We start from the raw sequence: 24,931 nt of genomic DNA, 5'->3' as shown, positions 1-24,931 counted from the left end.
AGGGCCTTAGATCGCCGAGTTCAGCTCTTCTCTTAGGCGTTTTGCCTCTTCGAAGTCCGGCTTGATCACGATTGCCTTGTGCAAATATTGAAGGGAACGCTCCGGGCGGTTCCAGATCTTGTACAGGGTTGCCAGATTAAAAAGAGAAATATGAGGAGCGTCATTCAAAGTACAACGCAAGGATTTCTTAAGCCAGAAAACGGATTCTCTTTCTCTTCCCATGCGAAGTAGAAGGATACCGATCTCGTTACAAGGATTTCCGTATTCAGGATTCACTTCGACGGATCTGTAGAAATAGTACAATCCCTTCTTCCAATTGCTTTTCTGATTTTCGATCAGCCCCAGAAAGAAGTAGGTTTCGTGACTTTCGGAATCTTCCAAAGAGGATTTCAGTAAAAATTCGGAGCGGTCCAGATCGCCGGTTCTATAGAAAAATTTAGCGGCTTCGAGTTTATCTTCAGGAGTCAGGTTTTCCAATTATCTACCCGTTTTTATTTTTATTTTCGGACAGCTTCCTGAAGAGCTTAATTCCGTTTTCCGTGTAGGACTTCCTTCTTTATAATTTCCGAAACGGATTTAGCGATACTTCTCGCATCCAATCCGTATTCGGCAAAGATCTCCTTTCTCTCTCCATGATGTATTGTCTCCGGAGGGAATGCAAAGGTCTTGATAAAACGATTCAGATATTCAGGAGAGATCCGATTCAGTAGATATCCGGAGGCTCCCCCGTCGATATAACTTTCGTCCAGGACCGCAAAATGGCTGACCAAAGAAAGTTCCTCGTCCAAGGCCTCTTTTCCAAGAGGACGAAGCCAGACTAGGTCGATCAATGTGACCGAATATCCTTGTTCTTCTAAGAAAGAAGTAGCCTTCTTCGCTTCCTCTAACATGGAACCAATGGAGAGAAGAGCGATATCCGTTCCTCTCTGCAGTACTCGGAATGTCCCAGGCTTCAGGTCCTTGTCCGAATGGAAATCCAGACCCGAAAGCTCCACGGAAGCCTTGGGGAAACGGATTGCGATCGGGGATTTATCATAATGTTCCATGTAACGGAGAGAATCCACCAGATCCTGCCCGGAAGAAGGAACAAAAACATCCATATTCGGAAGAGAAAGAAGATAACTAAGATCGAAAAGTCCTTGGTGAGTCTCTCCGTCCGGTCCCACGCATCCGGCACGATCGATCACAAAACGAACGGGAAGGTTCATGAGAGAAACATCTTCCACCAATTGGTCCATTCCTCTGGTCAAGAACGTGGAATAAATGCACATGTATGGGATCACATTCCCGTTTGTCATGGCTCCGGCGAACGCTACGGAATGCTGTTCCGCGATCCCTACGTCATACACATGATTTGGGAATTTGGAGACGTATTCCCCCAGGCCGGAACCTTCTATCATTGCGGGAGTGATCGCTGCGATCCGTGAATTCTTTTCGGTCAAGTCGCTTAAGACCTTGCCCACGATCTTGGAATAAGAGATTTTAGAAGAATCCCCCGAATCCATAGCCCCATCCTCTTTCCTAAAAGGGGTGACCCCGTGATACTTGATCGGGTCCTTCTCCGCAGGAGTATAACCTTTTCCTTTCTGGGTGATCGTATGGAATAATACAGGTCCCTTCATGGTCTTGATGTTTCGGAGCATCTTGACAAGGCGGATCACATCATGACCGTCTTCCGGCCCGATATAACTGAAACCTAGATCCTCGAAAAGTCCTCCGGGTGTGAAGACATCCTTGAAACCCTTCTCCACTCTCTTGAAAAAACTCTCCATGGCAGGACCGACAATAGGGAACCATTTTAGGAAAGTATAAAATATCCTTTTCCAGTTGAGATAGAAATGGGAGCTGATGATATTATTCAGATAATTCGAGATCGATCCCACGTTCTTGGAGATAGACATGAAATTATCGTTTAAGATAACGAGAAGGTTCTTTTTCAGATGGCCGGCATGGTTCATCGCCTCCAAGGCCATTCCAGTGGCTATAGACGCGTCCCCGATGATAGCGACCACATTGTAATTCTTGCCGGTAAGATCCCTAGCTACCGCTTCTCCCAGAGCCTGAGAAATAGAGGTTCCTGCATGCCCTGTATTATAGAGATCGTAGATGGATTCTTCTCGTTTTGGAAAGCCGGAAAGTCCTTTGAACTTTCTGACTGTGGAAAGCTTTTCTTTTCTTCCTGTAAGGATCTTATGAGGATAGGTTTGGTGTCCTACATCCCAGATCAGTCGATCCGTGGGAGTCTCGAACACATAATGCAAGGCTACGGTTAATTCCACCACCCCGAGGTTGCTCGCGAAATGACCCCCGATCCCGGAGAGAGTATCGATGATATAATTTCGGATCTCGGAACAGAGTTTAGGCAGTTCCTCGAGAGGCAATTTTCTGAGATCCGCCGGTAAGCGGATCTCTTTCAATAACGAATCTTCCTGTTGCATGTATTCCGTCTTTAACGGTCATTAGGATTGCTCTGTTGCCTGCAACGGTCTCCTTAGATGTTTCAAATCTTCTTCGTTTACTAAGTCGATCAGTTCATAGATCCGAACCGGCTTGGTTTTACCCTTCACCTTTACTAGATCCAATTCTCTGGCAATTACGCGATCTTTGACCTTTTCGTATGTATATTCCGAAATAATAATATTCGTGGCATATTCCTTGTTGGATCCTTCCAGACGAGATCCCAAGTTAATGGTATCTCCCATACAAGTATAGTCCATCCGGTGAGAACTCCCCATGTTTCCGACGACAGCCGGACCGGAATTCAATCCGATCCCGATATCCATCACAGGAAGATCCATGCTCCTCCACTCTTCTTTCAAGACCGCAAGCCTTCTCATCTGAGCAAGGGACGCAGCACAAGCATAATAAGCGTGGTCCTCTAGGGGAACCGGAGCCCCCCAAAAGGCCATGATCGCATCGCCCATGTATTTATCAATCGTTCCCTTAAACTCGATGATTATCTCAGTCATTTCCGAGAGGTACTGATTCAGGAATTGAACGAGTTCTTCCGGACCCATTTTTTCGGACATGGTAGTAAATCCGCGAATATCCGAGAAGAAGATGGTGATATCTTTTTTAGAACCACCCAAGTTCAGGTTTTCCGGATTCTTGAGAAGCTCGTCCACAACATCCTTAGAAACGAATTTGGAGAATGTAGTGCGGATATATTTTACGTTCTCTTCTTCTGTTAGGATCTTGTAGACTATGATCCCTACGAAAATAAAGAACTGCTCTATGATCACGGATGGGAATACATGCACCTCGTTCAATTCGGAAAATCCGAACATCGTCACTACGCTATAGAGAAGAGCAAGAACGATCACGAACAAGAATCCCCAAGAGGTTTTCATTCTCGGCAGGATAAGTCCAACAATCAACGCCATAGTTAGGAAGATCAGGAAGTTCCCACCTAAAGGCATGTCCCAAAGGAAATCCTGATTTAGGATGGTATTGATCGCATGAGCGTGGTGTTCGATCCCGGACATATCTCCAAAAGGAGACAAGTGAGTATCCTTTGCTGCACCTCGTCCTGTTGCGTAGAACATGGCGACCAAAAAGATATTATTGTTCACCTGGGTCGCCGTATCGTTGTCCCAGCCTTCCGATACCTCGAAGAACTCGGTAGTGTTGTAAGAATACAAACCACCTGGGAAGTTGATCTCCATTTGTCCGTACTCATCGATCGGGATAGTTACCTCTCGAGTGGAGTTCGGTCTAGCCATGATATCCTCAGTCACCATTTTCAGGGACTTACGATCTATATAGCTGATCTTTTTTTCGGGGATATTCTTGATCTTAACGTATTTCCCCATGATGACTTCTACGTCTTTCTTGATATCTACGCCGTAGTAGTTACATGCGATAACTAGGTCGATAGAAGGATAATATTCATCTTCTCTATCCGCGCCGGATCCGATCAGTTTAGCTACGATCGGCATCTTGCGATTCAGACCGGTTTCATCTTTTTTAATATTCGCAAAACCTAAACCGGAAGATTTTTCTCCGATCGGTTCGATAGGAGCCTGAGGGAATTTGAGCCAAGAATAGCCGGTTCCTTCGTCCTTGACGTTCTCCAATCTATATTTGCGGAGGATCTCCGTTCTCTTGTCCAGATTCAAGATGGTGCTCTTGGATTCCAAGCTCGTCTCCATAGGATAGTCGAACATTACCCTAGGATTATTGGAGAGAGCCTTTGCCATCTCCTCGGTTTGTCCCGGCTTATAGTCCAGGAAGAACACGTCGAACATGAGATGGTTGGTAGAAGAAGCGAATTTATCTATGATCTTTGCATAATATTTCCAAGGAAGAGGCCAAACTCCGCCGAGTTGGTCCAGGGTCTTGGTAGTGATCCCGATGATATTGATGTCCCTTCTTGCTTTAGCAGGAGGCTTGAGCTGGATCTGCTCCAGGTCTCCCTTGTCGGATTCCTTTTCTACCCGAGCGTCGCTCTGGTTACGAAGCACGTTGAATCTCCAAGAAATGGAATTTTCTTCCAACTCGGAAACCGGAGTGAAGGCAACATATAAGTCGAACCAAACGAATGCGACCACGAATGCCAGCCAAAGACTTCCGACAAGCTGAGCGTTCTTAGCAAACTTGGTAGCCGTTTTATAGAAAAAGTAAGCGGAAGCAAAAAGTAAGAGTGCGCCTATAAGAAGGATCTCAAAAGAATAATCCGCACCCGAAAAGAAGGCATAGAAAAAATGTCCCAGAATTCCTAGGATTGTGGTAACCCCAAAAATAATATCCACCAAGGTGAATTTCTGGGCTGTTTTGGATTCGCTCATTCTCTCCTCCGATCCTGAACTGGAAGGATTCTCTCCCCCAGGATGCTTTCGTCAATTTTCTTCCCGGATTTAGGAAAGAAAATATCGACGCGGATCTAGAAGTTAGCGATGTCCTCGCAAAGATTTGGAGATCGAAAGAGCGTATTCTTCCAATTTTTTTCGACAAAGATCAGGATTATAACTGTTCTCTTCGATGATCCTCTGCACGGCGGAACCGATGATGATCCCATCTGCGTATTCAGAAATTTCCTTTGCCTGTTCCGGATTGGAGATCCCAAAGCCGGCGCTTACAGGCAAGGAGAAGAGAGATTGGGTCATCCGGATCCTTTCTTCCAAACCGCTAGAAAGAGCAGCTCTCTCTCCTGTTACTCCGTAAGAAGTCACATAATAGATAAAACCGGAAGCGAAGTCTCGGATTCCCTTCATCCTAGAGGGAGCCGTCGCAGGAGTCACCAAGTGGATTAGGTCGATCCCTCTCTTTTGCAGAGAAAAAAACAGATTTTCCGTCTCCGGGGTATCGTAAGGAAGGTCGGGAATGATCATACCTTCTATTCCAGAGATCTTAGCTTCCGCTGCAAATTTCTCAAAACCGTAGGAAAAGATCGGATTGAAATACGTTAGATACACTAGGGGCACATGCGGATGAAGGGCATGTATCTTAGCAGTCGTTTCTAAAACGATCTCCATAGAGAACGGATTTGCCAGAGCCCTCTTAAATGCCTTTTGGATCACGGGACCGTCCGCCACCGGATCGGAGAATGGGATCCCAAGCTCGAGTATATCAGCGCCACCTCGGATCAAAGCATCTGCCCAGCCGACGCAGGCTTCATAGGTAGGATCACCTAACGAAATATAGGGGATAAAAGCACTTTTCTTTTCGGAAAAAACGCTGCGTATTGCGCTCAAAACTCTGCTCCTTGGTATAGCCCTACGAGCCTTGCGACCTCTGCCACGTCTTTGTCTCCTCTCCCGGAAAGACAAAGGAGGATATCTTTCTTCTTGCCTAACTCTTTTGCCAGATCCTTTGCAAATCGGAATGCGTGAGCCGTTTCGAGTGCGGGGATAATCCCTTCAATCCTACAGACTTCCATGAATGCATCCAAGGCTCCCTGATCGGAAACAGTTTCGTATTTCACTCTACCGGAAGAATGTAAGAATGCATGCTCCGGCCCCACTCCCGGATAATCCAAACCTGCAGAGACAGAATGAGCAGGAACAACCTGACCACCATCGTCTTGGATGACCAAGGTTTTTGTCCCATGAAGAAAACCTGTCTTACCGAATAGCATGGTCGCGGAATGTTCTCCCGGAGCAGAACCTCTTCCTCCGGCTTCCACTCCATACAATTTTACTTTTTTATCATTTAGAAATCCGTAAAACATTCCCATTGCATTGGAGCCTCCTCCTACGCAAGCCACAACCGCATCCGGCAATTTGTCGTTGGCCTTCTTGAATTGCTTCTTGGATTCGTCTCCGATCACTCTCTGGAAATCCCGAACGATCGTAGGAAATGGATGAGGCCCGATCACCGAACCCACGATATAATGAGTATTGGAAACGTTCAACGCCCAGTCTCTCATCGCCTCGGAAGTTGCATCTTTCAAGGTAGCAGTTCCGGAAGAAACGCCGATCACTTTGGCTCCCAGCATTTCCATGCGGATCGCATTCAATTTCTGGCGACGAAGGTCCTCTTCTCCCATGAAGATCGCCGTTTCGAATTGGAACATGGCACCCACTGTCGCAGTAGCAACTCCGTGCTGTCCCGCCCCGGTCTCTGCGATGATCCTACGCTTGCCCATTGCCTTTGCGATCAATGCCTGACCGATGGTATTATTGATCTTATGAGCGCCTGTATGATTTAGATCTTCTCGTTTTAGCCAGACCCGAGCTCCGCCCCAGGCCTTGGTGAGTCTTTCCGCGAAAGTAATCGGAGAAGGTCTGCCGATATAATTCTTCCTATAAAACTCCAACTCCTTTAGAAATTTCTTATTCTTGCAGAGTTTCAGGTAGGTCTCTTCTAGTTCGATCAGGGCTTCCGTCAGGATCTCGGGAGCGTATCTTCCCCCGAAGTCCCCAAAATACCCTTCTTTTTCAGTGAAGCTGCGCTCTTTAGCCATACAGGCTCCTTTTATAGAAGCGTACTCTTTAGAGTAGCTCTTGGTATAATTCCTGACGAAGGTTTTCCACTCTGGTGTGCAGATCGTCGAAACCCGAAAAGGTAAATGATTCGTCCTTATCGTGTTTGCGATCGTAAATAGAGATCTCTCCCGATTCGAAGAATTTCTTTCCTACGGTGATCCGGATCGGAAAACCTACCAGCTCGGAATCCTTGAACTTGAACCCAGGCCCCAGATCTCTCTCATCCCAGAAGACCTCGAATCCCTCGTTCTTAAGATTTTCATAAAATTCTAATACTTTCGCTTCCTGCTCGGCGCCTTTTGCCAAGGTAACGAGTGATATCTCGAAAGGAGCAATGCTGATCGGCCAGTAAATTCCTTTGTCATCATTGCACTGCTCAATTACGGTCGCCATGGTACGGTTGACACCGATCCCGTAACAGCCCATGGTCAGGATCTTTGCCTTTCCTTGTTGGTCTAACACCTGGATCTGGAATGCCTTAGTGTATTTATCTCCCAACTTGAAGATATGACCAACCTCTATTCCCTTCTCCGCTTTCAAAGAAGTGCCACAAGTAGGACAAGGATCTCCCTCTCTAGCAAGTGCCACATCTGCGACCATATATTCCATCTTGATCTCGGATCCGGGAACATAGCCTTGGATATGAGCATCTTCCTTGCCGGCGCCCACCACATAGGCCTCTTCCTTCTTAATTGAGGAATCCAATAAAAGCTTAAAGCTGGAATTCACATCCGAGGGTCCGATAAAACCCGGAACGAGACCCTTGCTTTTCAGCTCAGGCTCGGGGATCATTTCCAGATCGGTCCATTTTAGATAAGACTTCAATTTATGTTCATTCAACTCAAGATCGCCGCGCAAGAAGACGATCAAGGATTCCTTTTCGTTCTTCACCGCAACCGCTTTGATCGTGTCTTGCGGACGAACTCCCAAAAGCTCCGAGACTTCTTGGATGGATTTCTTGTTCGGAGTGGGAACTTCCTTCTTCTCCTTTGGACCCTGAGCAGAATAGCTCGGATCTAGAACGAAAGGAGTCTTTTCACTATTGGAATTATAACCGCAGTTCCCACAGAGAAGAAGTGTCTCTTCTCCAATCGAAGAAACCACCATGAACTCCTCGGAAGCGGAGCCGCCCATACTGCCTGAATCCGCTTGGACCGGGATCGTCTTTAGACCACAGCGTTGAAAGATCTTTCGATAAGCGCTTCGCATCTCCTGATACGTAGCATCCAAAGAGGCTTCGTCCAAATGGAAAGAATATGCATCTTTCATAATAAACTCTCTGGAGCGGATCACACCGAACCTGGGACGGATCTCATCCCGGAACTTGGTATGGATCTGGTAGACATTGATCGGAAGATCCTTATAGGATTTCAGAAGAGGTTTTACTAAATAAGAAAAAGATTCCTCGTGAGTTGGACCGAGAGCATACCACTGGTCGTGACGATCCTTGACCCGGAACATCTCCGCTCCCATTACATTCCATCTGCCGGAAGTTTCCCAAAACTCGGAAGGAGTCAAGATCGGAAGCTGGAATTCTAAAGCGCCAGTCGAGTCCATTTCCTCACGGACAATATTCTCTATCTTCTTCAGGACCCGAAGCCCTAAGGGCAGATAGAAATAAAAACCGGATCCGGATTTACGGATCAAACCGGCACGTATCATCAATCGATGGGACGCAACCACTGCGTCCGCGGGATTTTCTTTTTCCGTAGGAACTAGATATTTAGATGCTCTCATGACTCTCGATTATCGTAAGAAATCGTAATAAGTCACGTAAAGGGCTAAGGAAAGAAGGAACACGAATCCGAACATGAGGATCTGCTCCTGCACTGCCCTAGGCAACGGCCTACCGGCGATCGCCTCATACGTGAAGAAAACGATATGTCCACCGTCGGCTACCGGAATCGGAAGTAAATTCATAAACATTAATGCGATCGAAATATATGCTATGAATTGGAAATAAGAATGAACGCCTTCCTTCAAGAAATGAGAAGAAGCCTTCGCGAGTCCTACCGGGCCGGACATGCTATCCTTCACACTTAGAAGACCTGAGAAAATGGAAGCGAGTCCTCTGAACTGTTGCATGATAAGAGTTCCCACATCCTTTCCGGACTGTAAAAATGCCTCACCTAAGGAAAGCTTACGATCCATACTCTCTTCGTTCACATGCATTTGAGCGATGAATCCGAGTAAGCCTATTTTTCTATAGCCGATGGTCGCATCCCAATTCTGCCCCTGGACTTCCAGATGGACTTCTTGGCCGATCTTTGCCTCGATGGACTTTTTAAATTCGTCCACGTCCGCAAATGATTTTCCATCCATCTTCAAACCCATAAGCTTGAGCTTGATCTCCGGGTCATGGCTCTGCAGACTCCAAGTACGGATCGGAATGTTCGGATACTTTCTGTCCCTTAGGTTCTTCAACTCTACTACAAAGGCGGGAAGAACCGTCATCTCTGCTTCTGCCTTTTCTCTGGTCCAAGGATTCAAGAGAGGATAGGTCTTTCTCTCCAGAAGAAGTTTCACTTTCTGGTCCTGGAATTTACCTAGAGTGCTCTGCAATTCGGGAACGGAATGGATCTCTATTCCGTTCACCGCGAGAATTCGGTCTCCGTCGTTCAGATAATCCAAGGCTCGGGACTGTTGCGCTTCTCTCTTGATTTCGGCCTCTTTTAGCGCGAGTTCCCTCGGGCTCAGCTTGCCTTCTACAGCGAGTTGGTTGATCCTCTTGCGATTATAATCCGCGGCTTCTCCGTTCGGATCCAAGGCCGAGATCTTAGAGCGGAACCAATGAGAGAGCCTAGTCCCCATGGTGAAGCTTGTCTCCACCCATCTTTCACCTGCGAAATCTATATCCAAGGCAGGATCGGAGACATGAAGATCGAATTCCTTTCCCTCCCTTTCGATTCTCAAGTCGGCCTCTCTTCCTTGGGAAAGTCCTAGCTCGGAAAGTAGTTCGTATTTGGTTTCTGTCTTGGTCCCGTTTACGGAGAGGATCTTATCACCGCTTCTAAGTCCAGCCTTGTATGCAGGAGAGAATTCGTTGTATGCAGGCTCTAAGTAGATCTTGGTTCCCTTAGGAGAAAATCCTAAAGAGTACAATCCGAATATTATAATAAAGCCAAGTATTAGATTGAAGAGAGGACCTCCGATCACCGGGATCATTCTCTTCAAAGGAGGAGTAGAGAGGAATTCCCCTTTTTCTCCCTTAAGCTCGTTGCCGTACTCGTCGCCTTTAAAAAGAACATAGCCTCCTAAAGGGATTCCAGTCACTTGAAATGTAGTCTCTCCGATCTTCTTCTTCCAGATCCCTTTTCCATAACCGATGGAGAAGACGCGGGCTTTTACCCCGACGAGCCAACCCATGACCAAGTGACCCAGTTCATGGATGAAAATACAAAGAGCCAACATGAAAACGATACCGAACGCTTCCGCTAACATAAATGCACAACCTTATCTTTTGAGAAACTTAGAGCCGCTTCTCTCGCTTTTCGATCCGCTTCTTCGTAGCCCTCCAGATCCTTAGGAACAGAGCTAGGGATCTTATCCAAAGCGGTTCGGATCACGGAAGGGATCTCGGTAAACGATATCTTACCTTTCAAGAATAATTCCACTGCGACCTCGTTTGCCGCATTAAAGATAGAAGGAGCCGTGCCCCCTGTCCTTCCCGCCTCATAGGCTAAGGAAAGTCCCGGATATCTTTCTAGTTCCGGCTCCAAGAATTCCAGATTGCCCCATGAAGTAGAAGGATGAGGCCTAAGGGTCTTTGGAACAATTTTAGGATAATATAATGAATGCGCCACAGGAAAGATCATGTCCGGATAAGAAGCGTACACGAAACTCGCTCCATCCTTTGTCTCCACGATCCCGTGAGCCACGCTCTGAGGATGAATGACCACTCCTATCTTATCGTAAGAAAATCCGAATAGGAAATGAGCCTCAATTACTTCCAGACCCTTATTGATCATCCCCGCAGAATCCACAGTGATCTTTGGACCCATATTCCAGGTAGGATGTTTCAACGCCTGCTCGATCGTCACCTTGGGCAGATCGGAAATGGGAAGCTTACGGAAGGGCCCGCCAGACGCGGTAAGAACGATCCTATCCAAGGATTCCTTCTTGGTATTTTCCAAAAGTTGGAATAAAGCGTTATGCTCCGAGTCGACTGGGACCAAATAAGAATTCGATTTTTCTAATAGAGTTTGGATATAAGGCCCGCAGCTGACAAGGGTTTCCTTGTTGGCAATGCCTATCTTCTTTCCCGCTCGAATGGCGGCGATAGTCGGGCGGATCCCACTTGCACCTACTACAGCTGTGACAACAGTTTCCGTTTCCGGATCCGCTACGATCTCGGAAAGCGCATCGGTTCCGTAGAAGACTTCTGTGTTCCCGATCTTATTTCCAAGAACCGAAGGGTCCACTGAATCGGAACTCACGCAAAGATAAGCCGGTTGGAATTCCTGAGCGATCTGTTTCGCTTTTTCCAGATTAGAATGAACACTGAAAGATCTAAGTCGGAATTCTTCCGGAAAAAGACGGAGTATTTTAAGAGTGGACTCTCCGACCGATCCGGAGGCACCTAAAATGCAGACGCCTCGTTTCATACTCTACGTTAGACTGGAAATCCCAGCGCTGCCTTGATCTGAAGATAAAAATATAGGATGGGAACGGTGAGAAGAAGCGCATCTGCCCTATCCAAGACGCCTCCATGACCAGGGATCAAATTCCCCGAATCCTTGACCTTCGCATCTCTCTTCATGGCAGATTCCAATAAGTCTCCGATCACTCCCACAATAGAAAGGATCAGGGTAACTAAGAATACTTCGGCGCCGCCTACAAGCGGTCTAACTCCAGTGCTTCTCTCCCATAGATAATTCAGGAGAAAAACGGAAAGAATGGCCACTATGATCCCGGAAACGTATCCTTCCCAGGTTTTCTTAGGAGAGATCGCAAGACCGGCAGGATTTCTCCCGAACCAACGTCCTCCGAAATATCCTCCCACATCGGTCAAAAAGGTCGCAACAGAAACCAGGAATACATAGTAAATTCCCTCGTTCATTCCCAAGAGTAAAAGCAAATGTCCTAAAGGCAAGGATGCGTATACGACTCCAAGCACTGTGGAGCTAACGGAGAAGATTGCTCCGTCCAAAGGTCTTCTGAGGATCTGTAGCACAAAACTCGCGATAAAAAGAAGAACGAACGCAAACGTTACCGCATCGAAAGGAGGGACAAATACTCTTAAGTATTGTTGGAATAGAAGAGGTTGTTCGAATTTATTCTGAGAGGCTACGAATCTAAAATAATAAAGCAATAATATGATCAGAAAGAAGAATATCCCGGTCCCTTTGAAGGGTTTTCCATCCTGTCCTCTGTCTGCTAGTCTATAAAACTCGGTCAGACCGATCACTCCGGCGATCGCGAGCAGGATCAATGTCTGGAGATAATAAAAATCCCGATAAAAGATCATGAACAGGTAGCCTGCGACTAGCACGGCTGCGGAAAGGATTCTCTTTGTTGTTTCACCCATTCTCTAAACCTCCGAATTTTCGGGTTCTTCTTCCATACCAATCCAGAGCTTCTTTTAGATCCTTTTCACCGAAGTCCGGCCAAAGTGTATCCGTAAAGAAAAGCTCCGCATAAGCGGACTGCCATAGAAGGAAATTGGATAATCTCCTTTCCCCTGCGGTTCTGATCAATAAATCTACCGGTGGAAGGGGGTACGTATACAAATATTTTTCTAGTTCTTTGGTGGAGATCGGTTTTTGAATGGGGATCTTTTTCTTCCTTCTTTCTTCGCTCAATTTGGAGAAGGCGTTCAATAGTTCTTCTTGAGAACCGTAGTTTACGCAGAAATTCACTGTCAGTTTTCGATTCTTTTGAGTGATCTCGATCGCAGAATCTATCTTGGACAGGACCTTGGAGCTAAGCCTCTTTCTAGAACCGGAATGTAATATCCGAACACCTTTTTTAGAGATCCCCTCCAATCTAGAATCGATGAATTCCACTAGAAGATTAAAAATAGAACGGATCTCCGTAACTGGACGTTTCCAGTTCTCAGTGGAGAATGCATACAAGGAGATTGCTTCCAGACCCAATTCCAAACTGATCTCCATGAGTCGATCGATGGAATCCGCTCCGGCCCTATGACCTTCGGATCTGGATAAGCCTTTGGATGTCGCCCATCTTCCGTTCCCGTCCATAATGACGGCGATATGACGGGGCAATTTTTGTTTGGAAGAGATCACCTTAGACCGTAGTGATTTCTTTCTCTTTTTCGGCGGTTACTGCGGAGATTTTATCGATATAAGAATCAGTGATCTTCTGCACTTGGTCCTGGAGAGTTTTGAGTTCGTCCTGAGAGATCCCTTCGGAATGTTTCTTTAGATCTTCCAATGCATCTCTGCGAATATTACGGACTGCAACCTTCTTCTCTTCGGATTTGGACTTAACCACTTTTGCGAGTTCTTTTCGTCTCTCTCCGGTAAGCTCAGGGATCACGATCCGGATCACAACCCCGTCATTCGTAGGTTGAAGTCCCAAACCGGAAGCTTGGATTGCCCTTTCTATATCCTTCATGATCCCCTTATCATAAGGAGAAACCACTAGAAGTCTAGGTTCAGGCACGGATATATTTCCCAATTGGTTGATGGGTGTAGGAGTTCCGTAGTAGTCTACTCTTAGGTCTTCGATAAGAGCGGGGTTTGCTCTTCCCGTCCGGACGCTCGCGAAATCTTTTCGAAGAAGTTCCACGGTCTTGTCCATCTTGGCTTTCATCGCGTTTATTACTTCTTCATTCGCCATCGATCCGTATATCCTCCGAGTTCGAGATCAGGGTGCCGATTTTCTTATTCCCGACGACCAAATCTTTTAAATTGCCCCGCTTAAAAATGTCAAATACGATTATCGACATATTGTTTTCCATGCAGAGGCTGAGTGCGGTGGAATCCATGACCTTAAGTCTACGTTTGATGGACTCCATGAAGGAAATATGAGTATAACGTTTTGCGTTTGGTTCTTTCTTTGGATCGGCGTCGTAAACCCCGTCCACCTTTGTGGCCTTTAGAATGACCTCGCAGCCGACTTCTACCGCTCTAAGGCTTGCCGCGGTATCCGTAGTAAAATAGGGATTTCCGATCCCACCCGCAAAGATCACGATCCGTTTCTTTTCCAAGTGACGGACTGCTCTACGGCGAATATAACTTTCAGCAATCGAATGAATATCGATCGCAGATTGGACCCTGGTGTAGAGTCCCTTCTTCTCACAAGCGTCTTGGAGAGCCAAAGCGTTTTGGATAGTGGCAAGCATTCCCATATAATCCGCAGTCGCTTGGTCCATTCCCACCTTAGCAAGATTGGCTCCGCGGATCAGGTTTCCCCCGCCTACGACGAGAGCGATCTCCACGCCAAGAGAATGAACTTCTTTGATTTCTTCGGCGAGAGAATGGGCCTTATTACTATCGATCCCAAACTCGCCCTCTCCGGCAAGAGCCTCGCCGGAGAGTTTAATTAAGATACGCTTGTACTTAGAAGTTTCCTGAGACAAGGTTTACGCGCCGCCTACCTGGAAACGAGCAAAACGAGCTACAGTGATATTTTCACCGAATTTCGAAATTGCCTCTTTCACCAGATCGTCAACCGTCTTGGTATTGTCCTTGATGAAGGCTTGGTTCAAAAGGCATACTTCAGAGTAATACTTTTTGATCTTTCCAGGGATGATCTTTTCGATCTGCTCCGGTTTTTTACCTTCTTCTTTCAATTGAGCTTCGAGAACCTTGGTTTCGCGCTCGATATCTTCTGCAGGAACTTGATCTTCACTCACGTAAAGCGGAGACATTGCAGCGATCTGCAAGCAGATCTCTTTTCCTAAAGCTTCGAAAGCCTCGTTACGCGATACGAAATCGGTCTCGGAGTTGAGTTCAACCAAAACTCCGATCTTTCCGTCTCCATGGATATAGGAAACGGCTCTTCCTTCTTTAGTCACGCGGCCAGCTTTCTTAGCGGCCTTAGCGATCCCTTTTTCACGCAACCAGTCGGCAGACTTATCTAGATCGTTATTATTCTCTACTAGAGCTTTCTTACAATCCATCAAACCCGCACCGGTGCGGTCTCTTAATTCCTTAATAAGGTCCGTAGTAGATGCTGACATGATACTTCTCCTTATTCTCCCTTATCGATCTCAATAGTAGAAGCAGGAGCTGCTTCAGCTGCAGGAGCCGCTTCTTCTTTCTTAGCAGCACCGACTGGATCCTCGTCCATGATGAACTTACCGCTTTCGTCGTATTCACCTTGGTATTCCAGAGCAAGAGCTTCCGAATCCAGGTCTTCGCTGAAGCGAGGCTGCTCTACTACTCCACCTGTTCCTTCGATCACCGCGTTAGACATGGTTTCGAGGAAGAGAGAGATAGCGCGGATCGCGTCGTCGTTACCTGGGATTGGATAATCGATCAATTCAGGATCGCAGTTCGTATCAACTACTGCAAAGATCTTGAGGCCAAGTTTACGAGCTTCTTTTACAGCGATCTCTTCTTTCTTAGGATCGATCACGAAAAGGATCTCAGGAAGGCTGTTCATATCCTTGATCCCGCCTAAGGTCTTGCGGAGTTTATCCAACTCTCTGCGAAGAGAAAGAACTTCTTTCTTGGTTTTTACTTCTTTTTCGAAAGTATTATCGGTCTCCATTCCCTCTAGTTTTTTCAAACGAGCGATGGATTTTTTCACCGTGTTCCAGTTCGTTAAGAGTCCGCCTGGCCAGCGGTTATTAATAAAGAACATATTGCAACGAAGAGCTTCTCTTTCGATCGCACCTCTGGCTTGCTTCTTGGTTCCTACGAAGAGTACTTTTTTACCTTCGCCGGTGATCTTCTTCAACGCGTCATACGCTTCTTTAGCTTTCTGAACGGTTTTTTGAAGGTCGATGATATGGATCCCGTTTCTCGCCGTAAAGACGTACGGAGCCATTTTCGGATTCCATTTTCTTGTCTGGTGACCGAAGTGAACTCCGGTTTCCAGAAGATTCTTCATGGAAATTACTGACATGAGTTGTTTACCCCTTTTTTAGTACGAAGAACAATGTCGCCACAAGTCCGATAAGACTCGCAGGGGTAACTTGTGCTTCGACTTTAATTACGTAAAGTTCCAGCCGAACCGGTTCTTGTAAGAGGTAGACGGAGAGGAAATTGACCCCAAAAATGCGGTCGATAATGACGCCGACTACGGCTCCGGCCAAGGCTCCCAGAAAGATAGCTAATGCGATTTTTCCCGCTTTTCCACCGTTCATAGGTCGTTTCGGGCTGGCAGATACCAATTTTCCAGTTTGGACCGAGGGGTCAATCCTTATTAGGCAGGATCATCTCGCAGTTCCCTTGGAAGATGACTCCGTCAGCGATCTGTAACTTAGCAGTCTTGATGTTTCCGTTTACCTTACCGCTTGGAAGCATTTCCAGGCGCTGGGTAGCGATCACATTCCCGGTGATCTCACCGCCTACGATCACAGTTCCGGCCTTGATATTGGCACGGACCCGAGCCCCCTCGCTCACTAATAGGAATCCTTCGGATTCTATCTCTCCTTCGAATTCTCCGGAGATCTCCAAGGGTTTTCTGAAATTCAGGATCCCTGAGAAAGAGGTCTCTCTCCCTAGGATCGTCGAAATGGTTCCGTATTCCGTAATGGTGCGTTGTTGTTTCGGGGCGGTTGTTGCTTTTTTTGACATGATATGCGGGTTATTTTGTTTTCATCTCGAATACGCCATCCCAGTCTTCGGGAGGAGGATTCGCGATAAACGCTTCGCAGCGTCCTATATATTTTTTAGAAGGTCCGTCGTTCGGAGTGATCTCCACTGCCTTCTTGAATAATTCCCAAGCCTCTTTGAACTTTCTGTTCTTATACAGCTGCAGGCCTTCGTTGTAAAACTTCAGAGTTTCCTTAAAAGATTCGGTAACCATGGTCACTCCTTATAGAGAACAACTATTGCGGTCGAATAATTCTCCGCGTGACTGATAGAAACGGAAACTCCGCTATAGCCTTTCTCGAGGAACAATTCTTTGGATTTTCCGTGAAGTACCAATTCTTTTTTTCCGAAATCCTTTCCGAAAAGTTCGATTTCCCTCATGTCCAGGATCACATGATCTCCCGCTTCTATGGCCTTAATAAAGGCTTCTTTCACGCAAAATCTGCCACTGAGATGAGGAACTGGATCCTTTCTTCCGGAACAGTATGCGATCTCTGTCTCGGAATATACCCTCTTCAAAAATCTTTCCCCATGCTTGTCTAAAAGATCTTTGATCCTGGAATTTTCTACGATATCATTCCCTACACTGATCTTCATTCTTCCTCTGGTTCCGGTAGCGGCTCTTCGGAATTTGGATCACTGCTTCCGTCGCTTCCATCCTCGGTGCCATCTCCTGTTTGGTTCAGATCCGGGCGGATCCTATAAAAGATGGAGATTCGGTCCGGGAATATCCCCTGGATCTCGACGGACTTTAAGGTTTTGAGATCTTTTTCTAATCGAACCTTTGTCATGACCGGTTTATTATCCGGAAGAATTTTCTTTGTCTTAGGGTCGTACTTATTAGCGCAAACCACTCTCGCGGAAAGACCCTTGATGATCTGTATGCTCCGTAGAGGAGTTTTAGATTTCAATTTTACGGAAACTTCCTGCTCGGAAAACTCGGCTTCGAGATTTTTATCCAAGTTATCGCATCTGACTGGAACCCCTAAGACAATGCTTTCTCCCGGAGTGGAAGAGTCTGCGACTATATTCACAGTTACGGAAACTTCTTTGATATTATCCCTATACCTTAATCCGGCAGGAAGATCGGGAACCTTAAATTTCTGAGTAAATGTTTTCGTTTTATCCGCCAGAGAAATCTGAGGAAGATAGTTCATTCTTCCCAATTTATCAAATTCCGAATGATTTCCAACGACAACCAGACTTGCAGGCGAAACGAAATGAGAGGATTTTATATAATCCTTCGGGGGATCTCCATGGAACTTTGGCTCCAATACCAAAACCCGGCTCACATTGGACTCTACAATGATCTTGACCTTTTCTTTTAAGCGAGTGACCCTGAGCCCGGCAGGTATCCCACCAATGCGGGTAATACTTACCATATTTTCCCCAGGATGGAGTTCGGCAGGATTCACGTACGCCTTTAAGGAAGGAGTATAGAAGTTCACATAGTCCCTTACCCCTTCTACCTTTACGGGAAAGGTAGTATCGGAGCCCTTAGCTACACTCATTCCTCCGGTAAGTTTGGGGTATTCGATCTTGATATTGGTCTCCCTCACAAGAATTTTAGAATTTTGTAAATTAATATAGAATAATGTAGCAAGAAGAACGGATCCCAGCTTTGCCTGCCAGTTATTCAGGAGAAGCTTAAACATTCGGCTCCTCCTTTTCCTCTAATTCTGATTTTTTCTCCGAGGAAGGACCCGCCTTCTTCTCCTGAAGTATCGTATTCAATAGGTTCTTGAGCTCGATCGGTTTGACCGGATGGATCATTTCTCCGTCGTGACACACAGAGATCTCTCCGGTCTCTTCGGAAGTGACCACTATGACCGCGTCGGATTCTTCGGCGATCCCGAGTGCAGCTCGGTGTCTTGCACCCATTCTGGCATCATCCAGGTTCGTAGCCATCGGCAAGAAGGCACCGGCACAAGCGATCCTGTTCTGTTCGATGATAACGGCACCGTCATGCAATGCGGTATTCTTCTTGAAGATGGTAAGAAGAAGGCTCGTAGAAAGGATCGCATCCAACTGCACTGCCTGCTCCGCAATATCCTTGAGACTATGCTCTCGAACGATCGCAATGAGTGAACCCGTCTTATTGCGGGCCATGATCTTGGCCGCCTCTACGATCTCGTCCAGATCCGTTGCAGTCTTCAGCAAGAAAGGTCGGAATAGCCGGAGTCTCGCCATGTCTCCCGTGATCTTACGAAGTTCCGGTTGCAATAGAACGATGATGGCGAACACGAGAGCTGGACGGATATTATCTATGATCCAGTCCAATAACTCGAATTCCAGATACTGCGCAAAGATCCCCAAGACCCAGATCAGTCCTATACCTAAAAGAAGCTGAACTCCTCTGGTTCTTCGGATCGTAGAATAAAATTGATAGATAAGAAAGCTTACGATAAGAATATCCAGGATCACATTGATCCCGAACTTATCGCTTTGGAACAGGGTAATATTCTTAAAAAAACCCATAGAAGTTCCTATAACCCTAGAACGGAGAGCATATCATAGAGTCCTTTTTCTCTTCCGACCAAGAACTCTGCGGCTTTTACGGAACCGACTGCGAATGTCTTTCTGTCCTGCGCCTTATGAGTGATCTCCACTCTTTCTTCCGGAGTGAAGAAATACACTGTATGATCCCCGATCACTTCTCCCGCTCGGAACGTATGAATTGCGATCTCTTTCGGATCCCTTTCGGATAGGAGCCCCTGTCTTCCGTGTACAATATTGGACTCAGTACGGCCCAAGGTTTCCAAAAGAATGTTTTTTAACTTCTCCGCAGTTCCGGAAGGAGCATCTTTCTTATGACGATGATGGATATCCAGTATCTCAATATCCGCCAGATCCCCCATTACCTTTGCCGCGATCTCCGTCAGCTTGAACAGAAGATTCACTCCGATAGACATATTCGGGGAATATACGATAGGAATAGACTTAGAAGTTTCTCTCAATAGATCTTTATGAGTCTCGTCAAGACCGGTAGTTCCCACGACGACCGGCTTCTTAGAAGCTTTACAATATTCTAATACTTCCGGAAGAGCTTCCCGAATGGAGAAGTCGATTACAGTGTCCGCGTCCGAGATCGCTTTTGTAAGATCGTCTGAGAATAAGATCTCATTTTGCTTGAGCCCGGAATGCAAACCGGAATCCAAACCTAAATACACGGAGCCCTTGCTGACAACACTCGCGGAGAGTTCAGAAAGTTTAGATTGGGAAAGCACTTGGATGATTGCCTTCCCCATTCTTCCGGAGGCTCCTATGACTGCTACGCGATTCTTACGGGACAAAACGACTTCCTTATTTATAACCTTTTGCGACTAGATCGGATACGGTTTTTTTCAACTTATCCGCTCCGGCTCCCGGGGTCAGAGTAGTCATAGGCAAACGGATCTCCGCAGAAGAGTATCCGTTCCAATGCATGACTGCCTTGATCGGGATCGGATTCGTTTCCAAGAATGCAAGAGAGAAGAAGTCCAGAAAATCATAATGGATCTTTTGTGCCGTAGCCAGATCTCCCTTCTGAAAAGATTCCACAAGTTTCACCAAACTTTCCGGAAAGATATTGGAGATCACGGAAACAACTCCCTTCCCTCCCACAGAAAGTAGTGGAAGCGTCAAATTATCGTCTCCGGAAAGAACAGTCATCTTGTCTCCCACCAAGGAGATCAACTTTGCCATCTGGCCCAGATCTCCAGTAGCTTCTTTCATGGAACGGATCTTAGGATGTTCGGAAAGACGTAACACAGTCTCCGGCAATAGATTCACGGAGGTCCTTCCGGGAATATTGTACAGCATCACCGGCACGGAAGAATGATCCGCGACTTCCTTAAAATGAAGATAAAGACCTTCTTGCGTAGGCTTGTTATAGTACGGATTGACCTGTAAGATCCCGTCCACTCCATCCTTGCAAGCAGCCTCCGTCAGTTCGACAGCTTCACGAGTGGAATTCGAACCGGTTCCCGCCACGACCAAGATACGCTTCTTTACATGTTTCACGGTTTCGCGGATCAGTTCCGCGTGTTCTTCGTGGGAAAGAGTGGGAGATTCGCCGGTTGTACCGCAAGGCACCACTCCGCTTACCCTTGCCTGGATCTGCTTGTCCAAAAGGGAAAAATAAGAATCGTAATCGATTTTTCCGTTCCGGAAGGGGGTAATAATGGCCGTAAAAACGCCTTGAAACATAATATGTAAATTCCTGATCCCTGGGCGATTTGGCAACCTCTTTCTCTCAGGATTCCGGTTGGAACAGAAGTGGAATGAGTTGATTCTTGTAAATTGCCACCTGGCAGATTAAAGACAAGAAGACGAATCCCGGAAGCTTTGGCCTTACATTGAAAATCTTCGTTTGGAATTCCAGATCCCTTTTTATCGGAAGATTGGAACATCTCTCCTTTCATTCGGAACGTTCCGCCTATCTGATCTGCAGCTTAAGCTCGGAAAATTTCCGGATTGCGGAGGAGCCGGAAGGAGACTGGAAGATCTGTAGATCCGTTTTGGTTCCCCAAGGACTCCAGGTCCAGATCGATGCAAAGAACGATCTCATCTCCGCTATGAGCATAGAGACCCAAGACGTTCATAAGTTCCTACCTGATCCGAAAGCGGCAAGAATACAGATCGAACCTGTGCTCTTAGAGAATGCTTTTAGAAATATCTCGATACTTCTGCAAGAAACAGACTCCGACACCGACAAGCAGAAGGAATTATTAGAAGAGTTGGACCGACTGATCCCGGCAAATTTCACTCCTAGAAAAATGGACCCAAGGATCTCCGCCGTTGTGGAGAAGGTTTCCGAAGATCTTTCGGAGAATATAAGCACGGAAGAACTCGCAATTCTTGCAGGACTTTCCGTGTCGAGATTAGAGCATTTATTTAAAGAAGCCTCCGGGATCTCTCTCAGTGAGTTCAGGACTTGGCAAAGAGTAAAGGCTGCCGCCCTTGCCATTGCAAACGGAGAGAATCTCACCGAGGCCGCGCAAAGCGCCGGCTTCTACGACTCGGCACACTTCTCCAATTCTTTTAAGAAGACATACGGATTTCCGCCTTCTCTCTTCTTGAATCCTAAAACTAAATTCCATTTCTTCTAAACGTTCTCTATATTCAATAAATATGATATTGAGAGAAGTATCCGGCAAAGAAGGCGCCTAACCCGAAGCTCACTCCGGATAAGAGATAGAAGAATGGAACGGCAAATCCGAGACTCCCCACTATTCCTAGGGCCAAAGAGATCGTAAAAAGAAGGAACGGAAGCTTAGAGATCTGTTTCCTTTTCCAAGCGGCCCCTGTCATCAGAATAAAACCGATCAATAGGATCCCTGCAGAAATAAAATACGGATCGGTTTCGTAACGGATCCAAAGCCTGCTTACAAGCAATGCGGTAGAGAAGACAGCGAACGAAAATCCCAAGAAACCTAAACTGATCCACCTTGGCCGTACCTTGGAATAAAAACCGATGATGCCAAAGAACAGACAGACATCTATGATCCCGTAAAATTCCCTCTGGCTTAAAAATCCCCAATCCGATCGGAACGAGGAAATGATCCGTAAGACTCCTCCGAACATAAGCATAGATCCGAACCAGGAAAGAAGTCCTCTTTGCAAACGATCTAACATAGATGATTCCTTTAGGCCTTCAGCAACTGACAGGCTCTTTCTGACGCTAAGAAATAGACCGGATCCGGATGGATCTCATTCTCCACCAAACAAGCTTCGGTCAATTTGATCGTATGCTCGTCCCCGTTCCGTACTGCCATATCGATCAAGGTCTCCCGATCCAGGATCTTCTTTTCCTTTGCTTGGAATGGGATCGGATCCCCAAAGCTTACATACAAAGAACAGGAAGATTGCCAGGCATACTCCAAGGTCTTTCTCTTGGTATCCTCCGCCAAAAAAGGAAGAAGATGACGAAATGCGACGAGACTTGTAACCCCGTGAGTGAAAACGATCGCACCCAACGTATCATGTGCATTCTCCAGGAATACATTCGCAAATACGGAAGTCATTTCGGAGATACTTGCTCCTATATCCCCACTCAGATCCACCATACTGATCACCGAGCTAAAATTAGGATCCTGATCGAGGTCTTCCAGAGCAGAGACGATGGTTCCATTATATTTTCTGAATTCTTTCGGAACGATCCGGACTTTTGAGATCGCAGCCCTAGGCCTGCCTATGAAAAGAGGGTTCGTTCTTTGATCCGGAAGCACCTGGTATGTACAAGCCCATCTTCCTAAGGCTTCTGCAAATTCACGGATCCTGATCTCGCTTTCCGAATGCGATAGACTACGAACTGCGTGGCCAACACGAATGATCCCATGGGTTGCATCTGCACAAAACCCGGGAGAAAGTCGATCTACCCAGACATTCAGGACCTCCTTCCACGAAGCATGTTCTAATTCCTTTTCAAAGAAGAGCACCCAATCGGTGTTACGCGCTGTCTTTCCGAGGGCCCCCTTCCAATTCTCATCGGTAATGACCTCTTGAGCGGGAGGCTTCTTCTCCATCCCCAGAATATAGTTTTGTATCCAAGGAATTACTTCTTCTTGTTTGCCCAAGGCACAGAGCGCTTCTGCTACCATTGTGGCATGGCTTGTAAGCCCGTTCTTGAGCTCCGTGGAATAGGGAAGCAATTCCCCTAAGGCTTCATCCAAAGAATTGTAAGAGGTTTCGATCATGGAAATACCGTATCATAGATCGCATTCTAACGATTGTAAGATCTTGCTACGATCGCCAAAAAGCAAAATAAATAAATGATCACTCGAGGGACAAAAAGTCATGCCAACTATATTATAAAAATATAATTAGATATCAAACCATAAGAAGACTTTGTAATACTAACATTGTTCAGTAAAGATTCTTTCAATGTAATATTACGAATGTTCAATAAAGAAAATTCACTTTTTCAATTGGATATTGACTGAATCTCACTCATTTCTAATCTTTGGCTCGAAGAGAAGAAAAAGATCTCCTTCAATAGAGAGTGGAGTAACATTTTAAAAAATGAACAATCGAAACTTTTGGAAAGTCCTGGGCGGGATTTTCTTAATTGTATCTGCATCGTCGCTGGCTGCACAAAGCCAAGCGCAAATGTTCGCAAGACCCGGAGTGATCGGCGACTCACTCAGCCAAGGCTTCTACGGAGCTACGGTAGAGGCAAAAACTCAAAACTGGGCCTACCCTGTTTTAGTTTCTAAGCAAGCTGGCTCTAACGTTTCCTATAACGTGTTAGCTGGACCGTACCTAAACTTCGAAGACGTATTGAACGGAAATTGCGGCGTATTCTGCATCGCATCCTCTGTGATAGGCGGGAACGGAGCTACAGTAAGTCTTCCGACTCATGCGGGGATCACCGGCGCGGATTATACTACTGTATTGCAAACTTCCGGTCAATGTTCCAATATCAACGCGACAACTTGGGCCAAAGAATGGTACTGGGCGACTTGGTACTGGTATACATATCGTTGGGTGCAAGTTCCTGATTGTGAAACTCCTGATAAATTCCACCAATTCGGTCTGAGAAACTCGGGAACCCAGTTGCAAGTCATGCAAGCAGTGAAGCCTACCTTCCTTTTCGGAACGGTTGCTGCAAACCACGTTCTTTGCACAGCTCTTAGCACTTCTACAGACTGTTTGGACCAAACTAGATTCTTGAATGATATCCGGTCCACCATGTCTAAACTAGCGGCGATCGGATCCATCAAGGGTGGAGTCCTATTCACCGTTCCAAACGTAACCGCAATCGCTTTCTTGGAAAACTATACGGATCCACAAGGAAGAGCGAATTATTCCGGACTTAAGGCATTCTTCCGTTCCTCCGTTTCTGATCCTTCTCAAGTATTGGATAAAACGGAAGTAGCGACCATTACGAATTTCTTAACTGGCGTGAACAATGAGGTTAAAGCGCAAGCAGTCGCAATGGGATTCGCATTGGCTGACTTGAAAGTCCTTTTCGACGATCTGAAAGAGAACGGAAGATTGATCAAGAGCCCATCCGGCTATAGCCCGGGATATGCAAAGGCAAACTGGCCTCTTCCTGGTCAACCTGGTATCTTTGGATTGGACGGAGTGCATCCAAACATGTACGGACATTCCGTATTCGCGAACGAATTGATCAAGGCAATCAACTCCAAATACGGATATTCGATCGCGCAAGTGAGCGAATATACCGCTTGGTATTACGATTCCTTGAACCGCAACCCGATCGACTTGAAAAAATTCCTAACGGATACTCTGTTCGGACAATTCATTTCCTGGGTTATCGGGATCTTCGTATAA

Annotated in this window: 26 protein-coding genes; 2 read left to right on the top strand and 24 right to left on the bottom strand. The window is 46.3% G+C overall.

From position 1 onward, the window contains the following. Positions 1–6: 6 nt before the first annotated feature. From EHO57_RS00770 to dapA, 22 genes are all read right to left on the bottom strand, one after another. Positions 7–477 carry a tetratricopeptide repeat protein gene (locus tag EHO57_RS00770; RefSeq protein WP_135646882.1) on the bottom strand — a complete coding sequence of 157 codons (471 nt, stop codon included), beginning with the start codon at positions 475–477 and terminating at the stop codon, positions 7–9. 47 nt (positions 478–524) lie between these two features. Further along, a complete protein-coding gene (gene dxs, locus EHO57_RS00765) occupies positions 525–2,438 on the bottom strand; it encodes a 1-deoxy-D-xylulose-5-phosphate synthase (protein WP_135646881.1) in 1,914 nt (637 codons plus the stop codon). A gap of 21 nt (positions 2,439–2,459) precedes the next feature. Next, entirely contained in the window at positions 2,460–4,787 is a 2,328-nt protein-coding gene (locus EHO57_RS00760; protein WP_135646880.1) for an adenylate/guanylate cyclase domain-containing protein, read from the bottom strand. Between the two features lie 102 nt (positions 4,788–4,889). Further along, positions 4,890–5,693: a tryptophan synthase subunit alpha gene (gene trpA, locus EHO57_RS00755; protein WP_135646879.1), complete on the bottom strand. Its 804-nt coding sequence runs from the start codon at positions 5,691–5,693 to the stop codon at positions 4,890–4,892. Further along, entirely contained in the window at positions 5,690–6,904 is a 1,215-nt protein-coding gene (trpB, locus tag EHO57_RS00750) for a tryptophan synthase subunit beta (RefSeq protein ID WP_135646878.1), read from the bottom strand. Before trpB ends, trpA begins: the two co-directional genes overlap by 4 nt. A 28-nt stretch (positions 6,905–6,932) precedes the next feature. After that, entirely contained in the window at positions 6,933–8,663 is a 1,731-nt protein-coding gene (locus EHO57_RS00745; RefSeq protein ID WP_135646877.1) for a proline--tRNA ligase, read from the bottom strand. 9 nt (positions 8,664–8,672) lie between these two features. After that, positions 8,673–10,367 carry a site-2 protease family protein gene (locus EHO57_RS00740; protein WP_135646876.1) on the bottom strand — a complete coding sequence of 565 codons (1,695 nt, stop codon included), beginning with the start codon at positions 10,365–10,367 and terminating at the stop codon, positions 8,673–8,675. Beyond that, complete coding sequence (gene dxr, locus EHO57_RS00735) at positions 10,361–11,530, bottom strand: 1-deoxy-D-xylulose-5-phosphate reductoisomerase (protein WP_135646875.1); 1,170 nt, start codon at positions 11,528–11,530, stop codon at positions 10,361–10,363. The genes EHO57_RS00740 and dxr overlap by 7 nt, the downstream gene beginning before the upstream one ends. Positions 11,531–11,538: 8 nt before the next feature. Then, positions 11,539–12,453 (bottom strand): phosphatidate cytidylyltransferase, encoded by a 915-nt coding sequence (locus EHO57_RS00730; RefSeq protein WP_135646874.1) that lies wholly within the window; start codon positions 12,451–12,453, stop codon positions 11,539–11,541. Then, positions 12,446–13,171 (bottom strand): isoprenyl transferase, encoded by a 726-nt coding sequence (locus tag EHO57_RS00725; RefSeq protein ID WP_135646873.1) that lies wholly within the window; start codon positions 13,169–13,171, stop codon positions 12,446–12,448. Before EHO57_RS00725 ends, EHO57_RS00730 begins: the two co-directional genes overlap by 8 nt. A gap of 1 nt (position 13,172) precedes the next feature. Beyond that, entirely contained in the window at positions 13,173–13,727 is a 555-nt protein-coding gene (gene frr, locus EHO57_RS00720; protein WP_135646872.1) for a ribosome recycling factor, read from the bottom strand. Next, on the bottom strand, positions 13,717–14,469 hold the full coding sequence (gene pyrH, locus EHO57_RS00715) for a UMP kinase (RefSeq protein ID WP_135646871.1): 753 nt from the start codon (positions 14,467–14,469) through the stop codon (positions 13,717–13,719). The genes frr and pyrH overlap by 11 nt, the downstream gene beginning before the upstream one ends. Before the next feature lie 3 nt (positions 14,470–14,472). Further along, positions 14,473–15,072, bottom strand: coding sequence for a translation elongation factor Ts (tsf, locus tag EHO57_RS00710; RefSeq protein ID WP_135646870.1), 600 nt, complete (start codon positions 15,070–15,072; stop codon positions 14,473–14,475). An 11-nt stretch (positions 15,073–15,083) separates the two neighbouring features. Continuing rightward, entirely contained in the window at positions 15,084–15,962 is an 879-nt protein-coding gene (gene rpsB, locus EHO57_RS00705; RefSeq protein WP_135646869.1) for a 30S ribosomal protein S2, read from the bottom strand. Between the two features lie 7 nt (positions 15,963–15,969). After that, positions 15,970–16,230, bottom strand: coding sequence for a hypothetical protein (locus tag EHO57_RS00700; RefSeq protein WP_210410062.1), 261 nt, complete (start codon positions 16,228–16,230; stop codon positions 15,970–15,972). A gap of 22 nt (positions 16,231–16,252) precedes the next feature. After that, the gene (locus EHO57_RS00695; protein WP_135646868.1) at positions 16,253–16,636 is read right to left on the bottom strand and encodes a bactofilin family protein; all 384 of its coding nucleotides are present in this window, start codon (positions 16,634–16,636) and stop codon (positions 16,253–16,255) included. Positions 16,637–16,646: 10 nt separating this feature from the next. Beyond that, positions 16,647–16,868, bottom strand: coding sequence for a tetratricopeptide repeat protein (locus EHO57_RS00690; RefSeq protein ID WP_135646867.1), 222 nt, complete (start codon positions 16,866–16,868; stop codon positions 16,647–16,649). Between the two features lie 2 nt (positions 16,869–16,870). Further along, on the bottom strand, positions 16,871–17,251 hold the full coding sequence (gene acpS / locus EHO57_RS00685; protein ID WP_135588971.1) for a holo-ACP synthase: 381 nt from the start codon (positions 17,249–17,251) through the stop codon (positions 16,871–16,873). Next, on the bottom strand, positions 17,248–18,309 hold the full coding sequence (locus EHO57_RS00680; RefSeq protein WP_135646866.1) for a YbbR-like domain-containing protein: 1,062 nt from the start codon (positions 18,307–18,309) through the stop codon (positions 17,248–17,250). The genes acpS and EHO57_RS00680 overlap by 4 nt, the downstream gene beginning before the upstream one ends. Then, positions 18,302–19,132, bottom strand: a complete 831-nt coding sequence (cdaA, locus tag EHO57_RS00675) for a diadenylate cyclase CdaA (RefSeq protein ID WP_135646865.1) — start codon at positions 19,130–19,132, stop codon at positions 18,302–18,304. Before cdaA ends, EHO57_RS00680 begins: the two co-directional genes overlap by 8 nt. An 8-nt stretch (positions 19,133–19,140) precedes the next feature. After that, positions 19,141–19,947 (bottom strand): 4-hydroxy-tetrahydrodipicolinate reductase, encoded by an 807-nt coding sequence (gene dapB, locus EHO57_RS00670; RefSeq protein WP_135646864.1) that lies wholly within the window; start codon positions 19,945–19,947, stop codon positions 19,141–19,143. 10 nt (positions 19,948–19,957) lie between these two features. Then, positions 19,958–20,842 carry a 4-hydroxy-tetrahydrodipicolinate synthase gene (dapA, locus tag EHO57_RS00665; protein ID WP_135646863.1) on the bottom strand — a complete coding sequence of 295 codons (885 nt, stop codon included), beginning with the start codon at positions 20,840–20,842 and terminating at the stop codon, positions 19,958–19,960. A gap of 149 nt (positions 20,843–20,991) precedes the next feature. Between dapA and EHO57_RS00660 the strand changes: the two genes are divergently transcribed. Beyond that, entirely contained in the window at positions 20,992–21,744 is a 753-nt protein-coding gene (locus EHO57_RS00660) for a helix-turn-helix transcriptional regulator (RefSeq protein ID WP_135646862.1), read from the top strand. Between the two features lie 13 nt (positions 21,745–21,757). On the opposite strand, the gene EHO57_RS00655 is transcribed toward EHO57_RS00660, so the two are convergent. Then, positions 21,758–22,270, bottom strand: a complete 513-nt coding sequence (locus tag EHO57_RS00655; RefSeq protein ID WP_135646861.1) for a hypothetical protein — start codon at positions 22,268–22,270, stop codon at positions 21,758–21,760. Positions 22,271–22,281: 11 nt separating this feature from the next. Beyond that, positions 22,282–23,331, bottom strand: coding sequence for a questin oxidase family protein (locus EHO57_RS00650; protein WP_135646860.1), 1,050 nt, complete (start codon positions 23,329–23,331; stop codon positions 22,282–22,284). 325 nt (positions 23,332–23,656) lie between these two features. Between EHO57_RS00650 and EHO57_RS00645 the strand changes: the two genes are divergently transcribed. Beyond that, positions 23,657–24,931 carry a hypothetical protein gene (locus EHO57_RS00645; RefSeq protein ID WP_135646859.1) on the top strand — a complete coding sequence of 425 codons (1,275 nt, stop codon included), beginning with the start codon at positions 23,657–23,659 and terminating at the stop codon, positions 24,929–24,931.

Origin of the sequence: Leptospira langatensis (assembly GCF_004770615.1) — a bacterium.
Lineage (GTDB): Bacteria > Spirochaetota > Leptospiria > Leptospirales > Leptospiraceae > Leptospira_B > Leptospira_B langatensis.
This window is presented reverse-complemented; position numbering and strand designations above follow the sequence as displayed.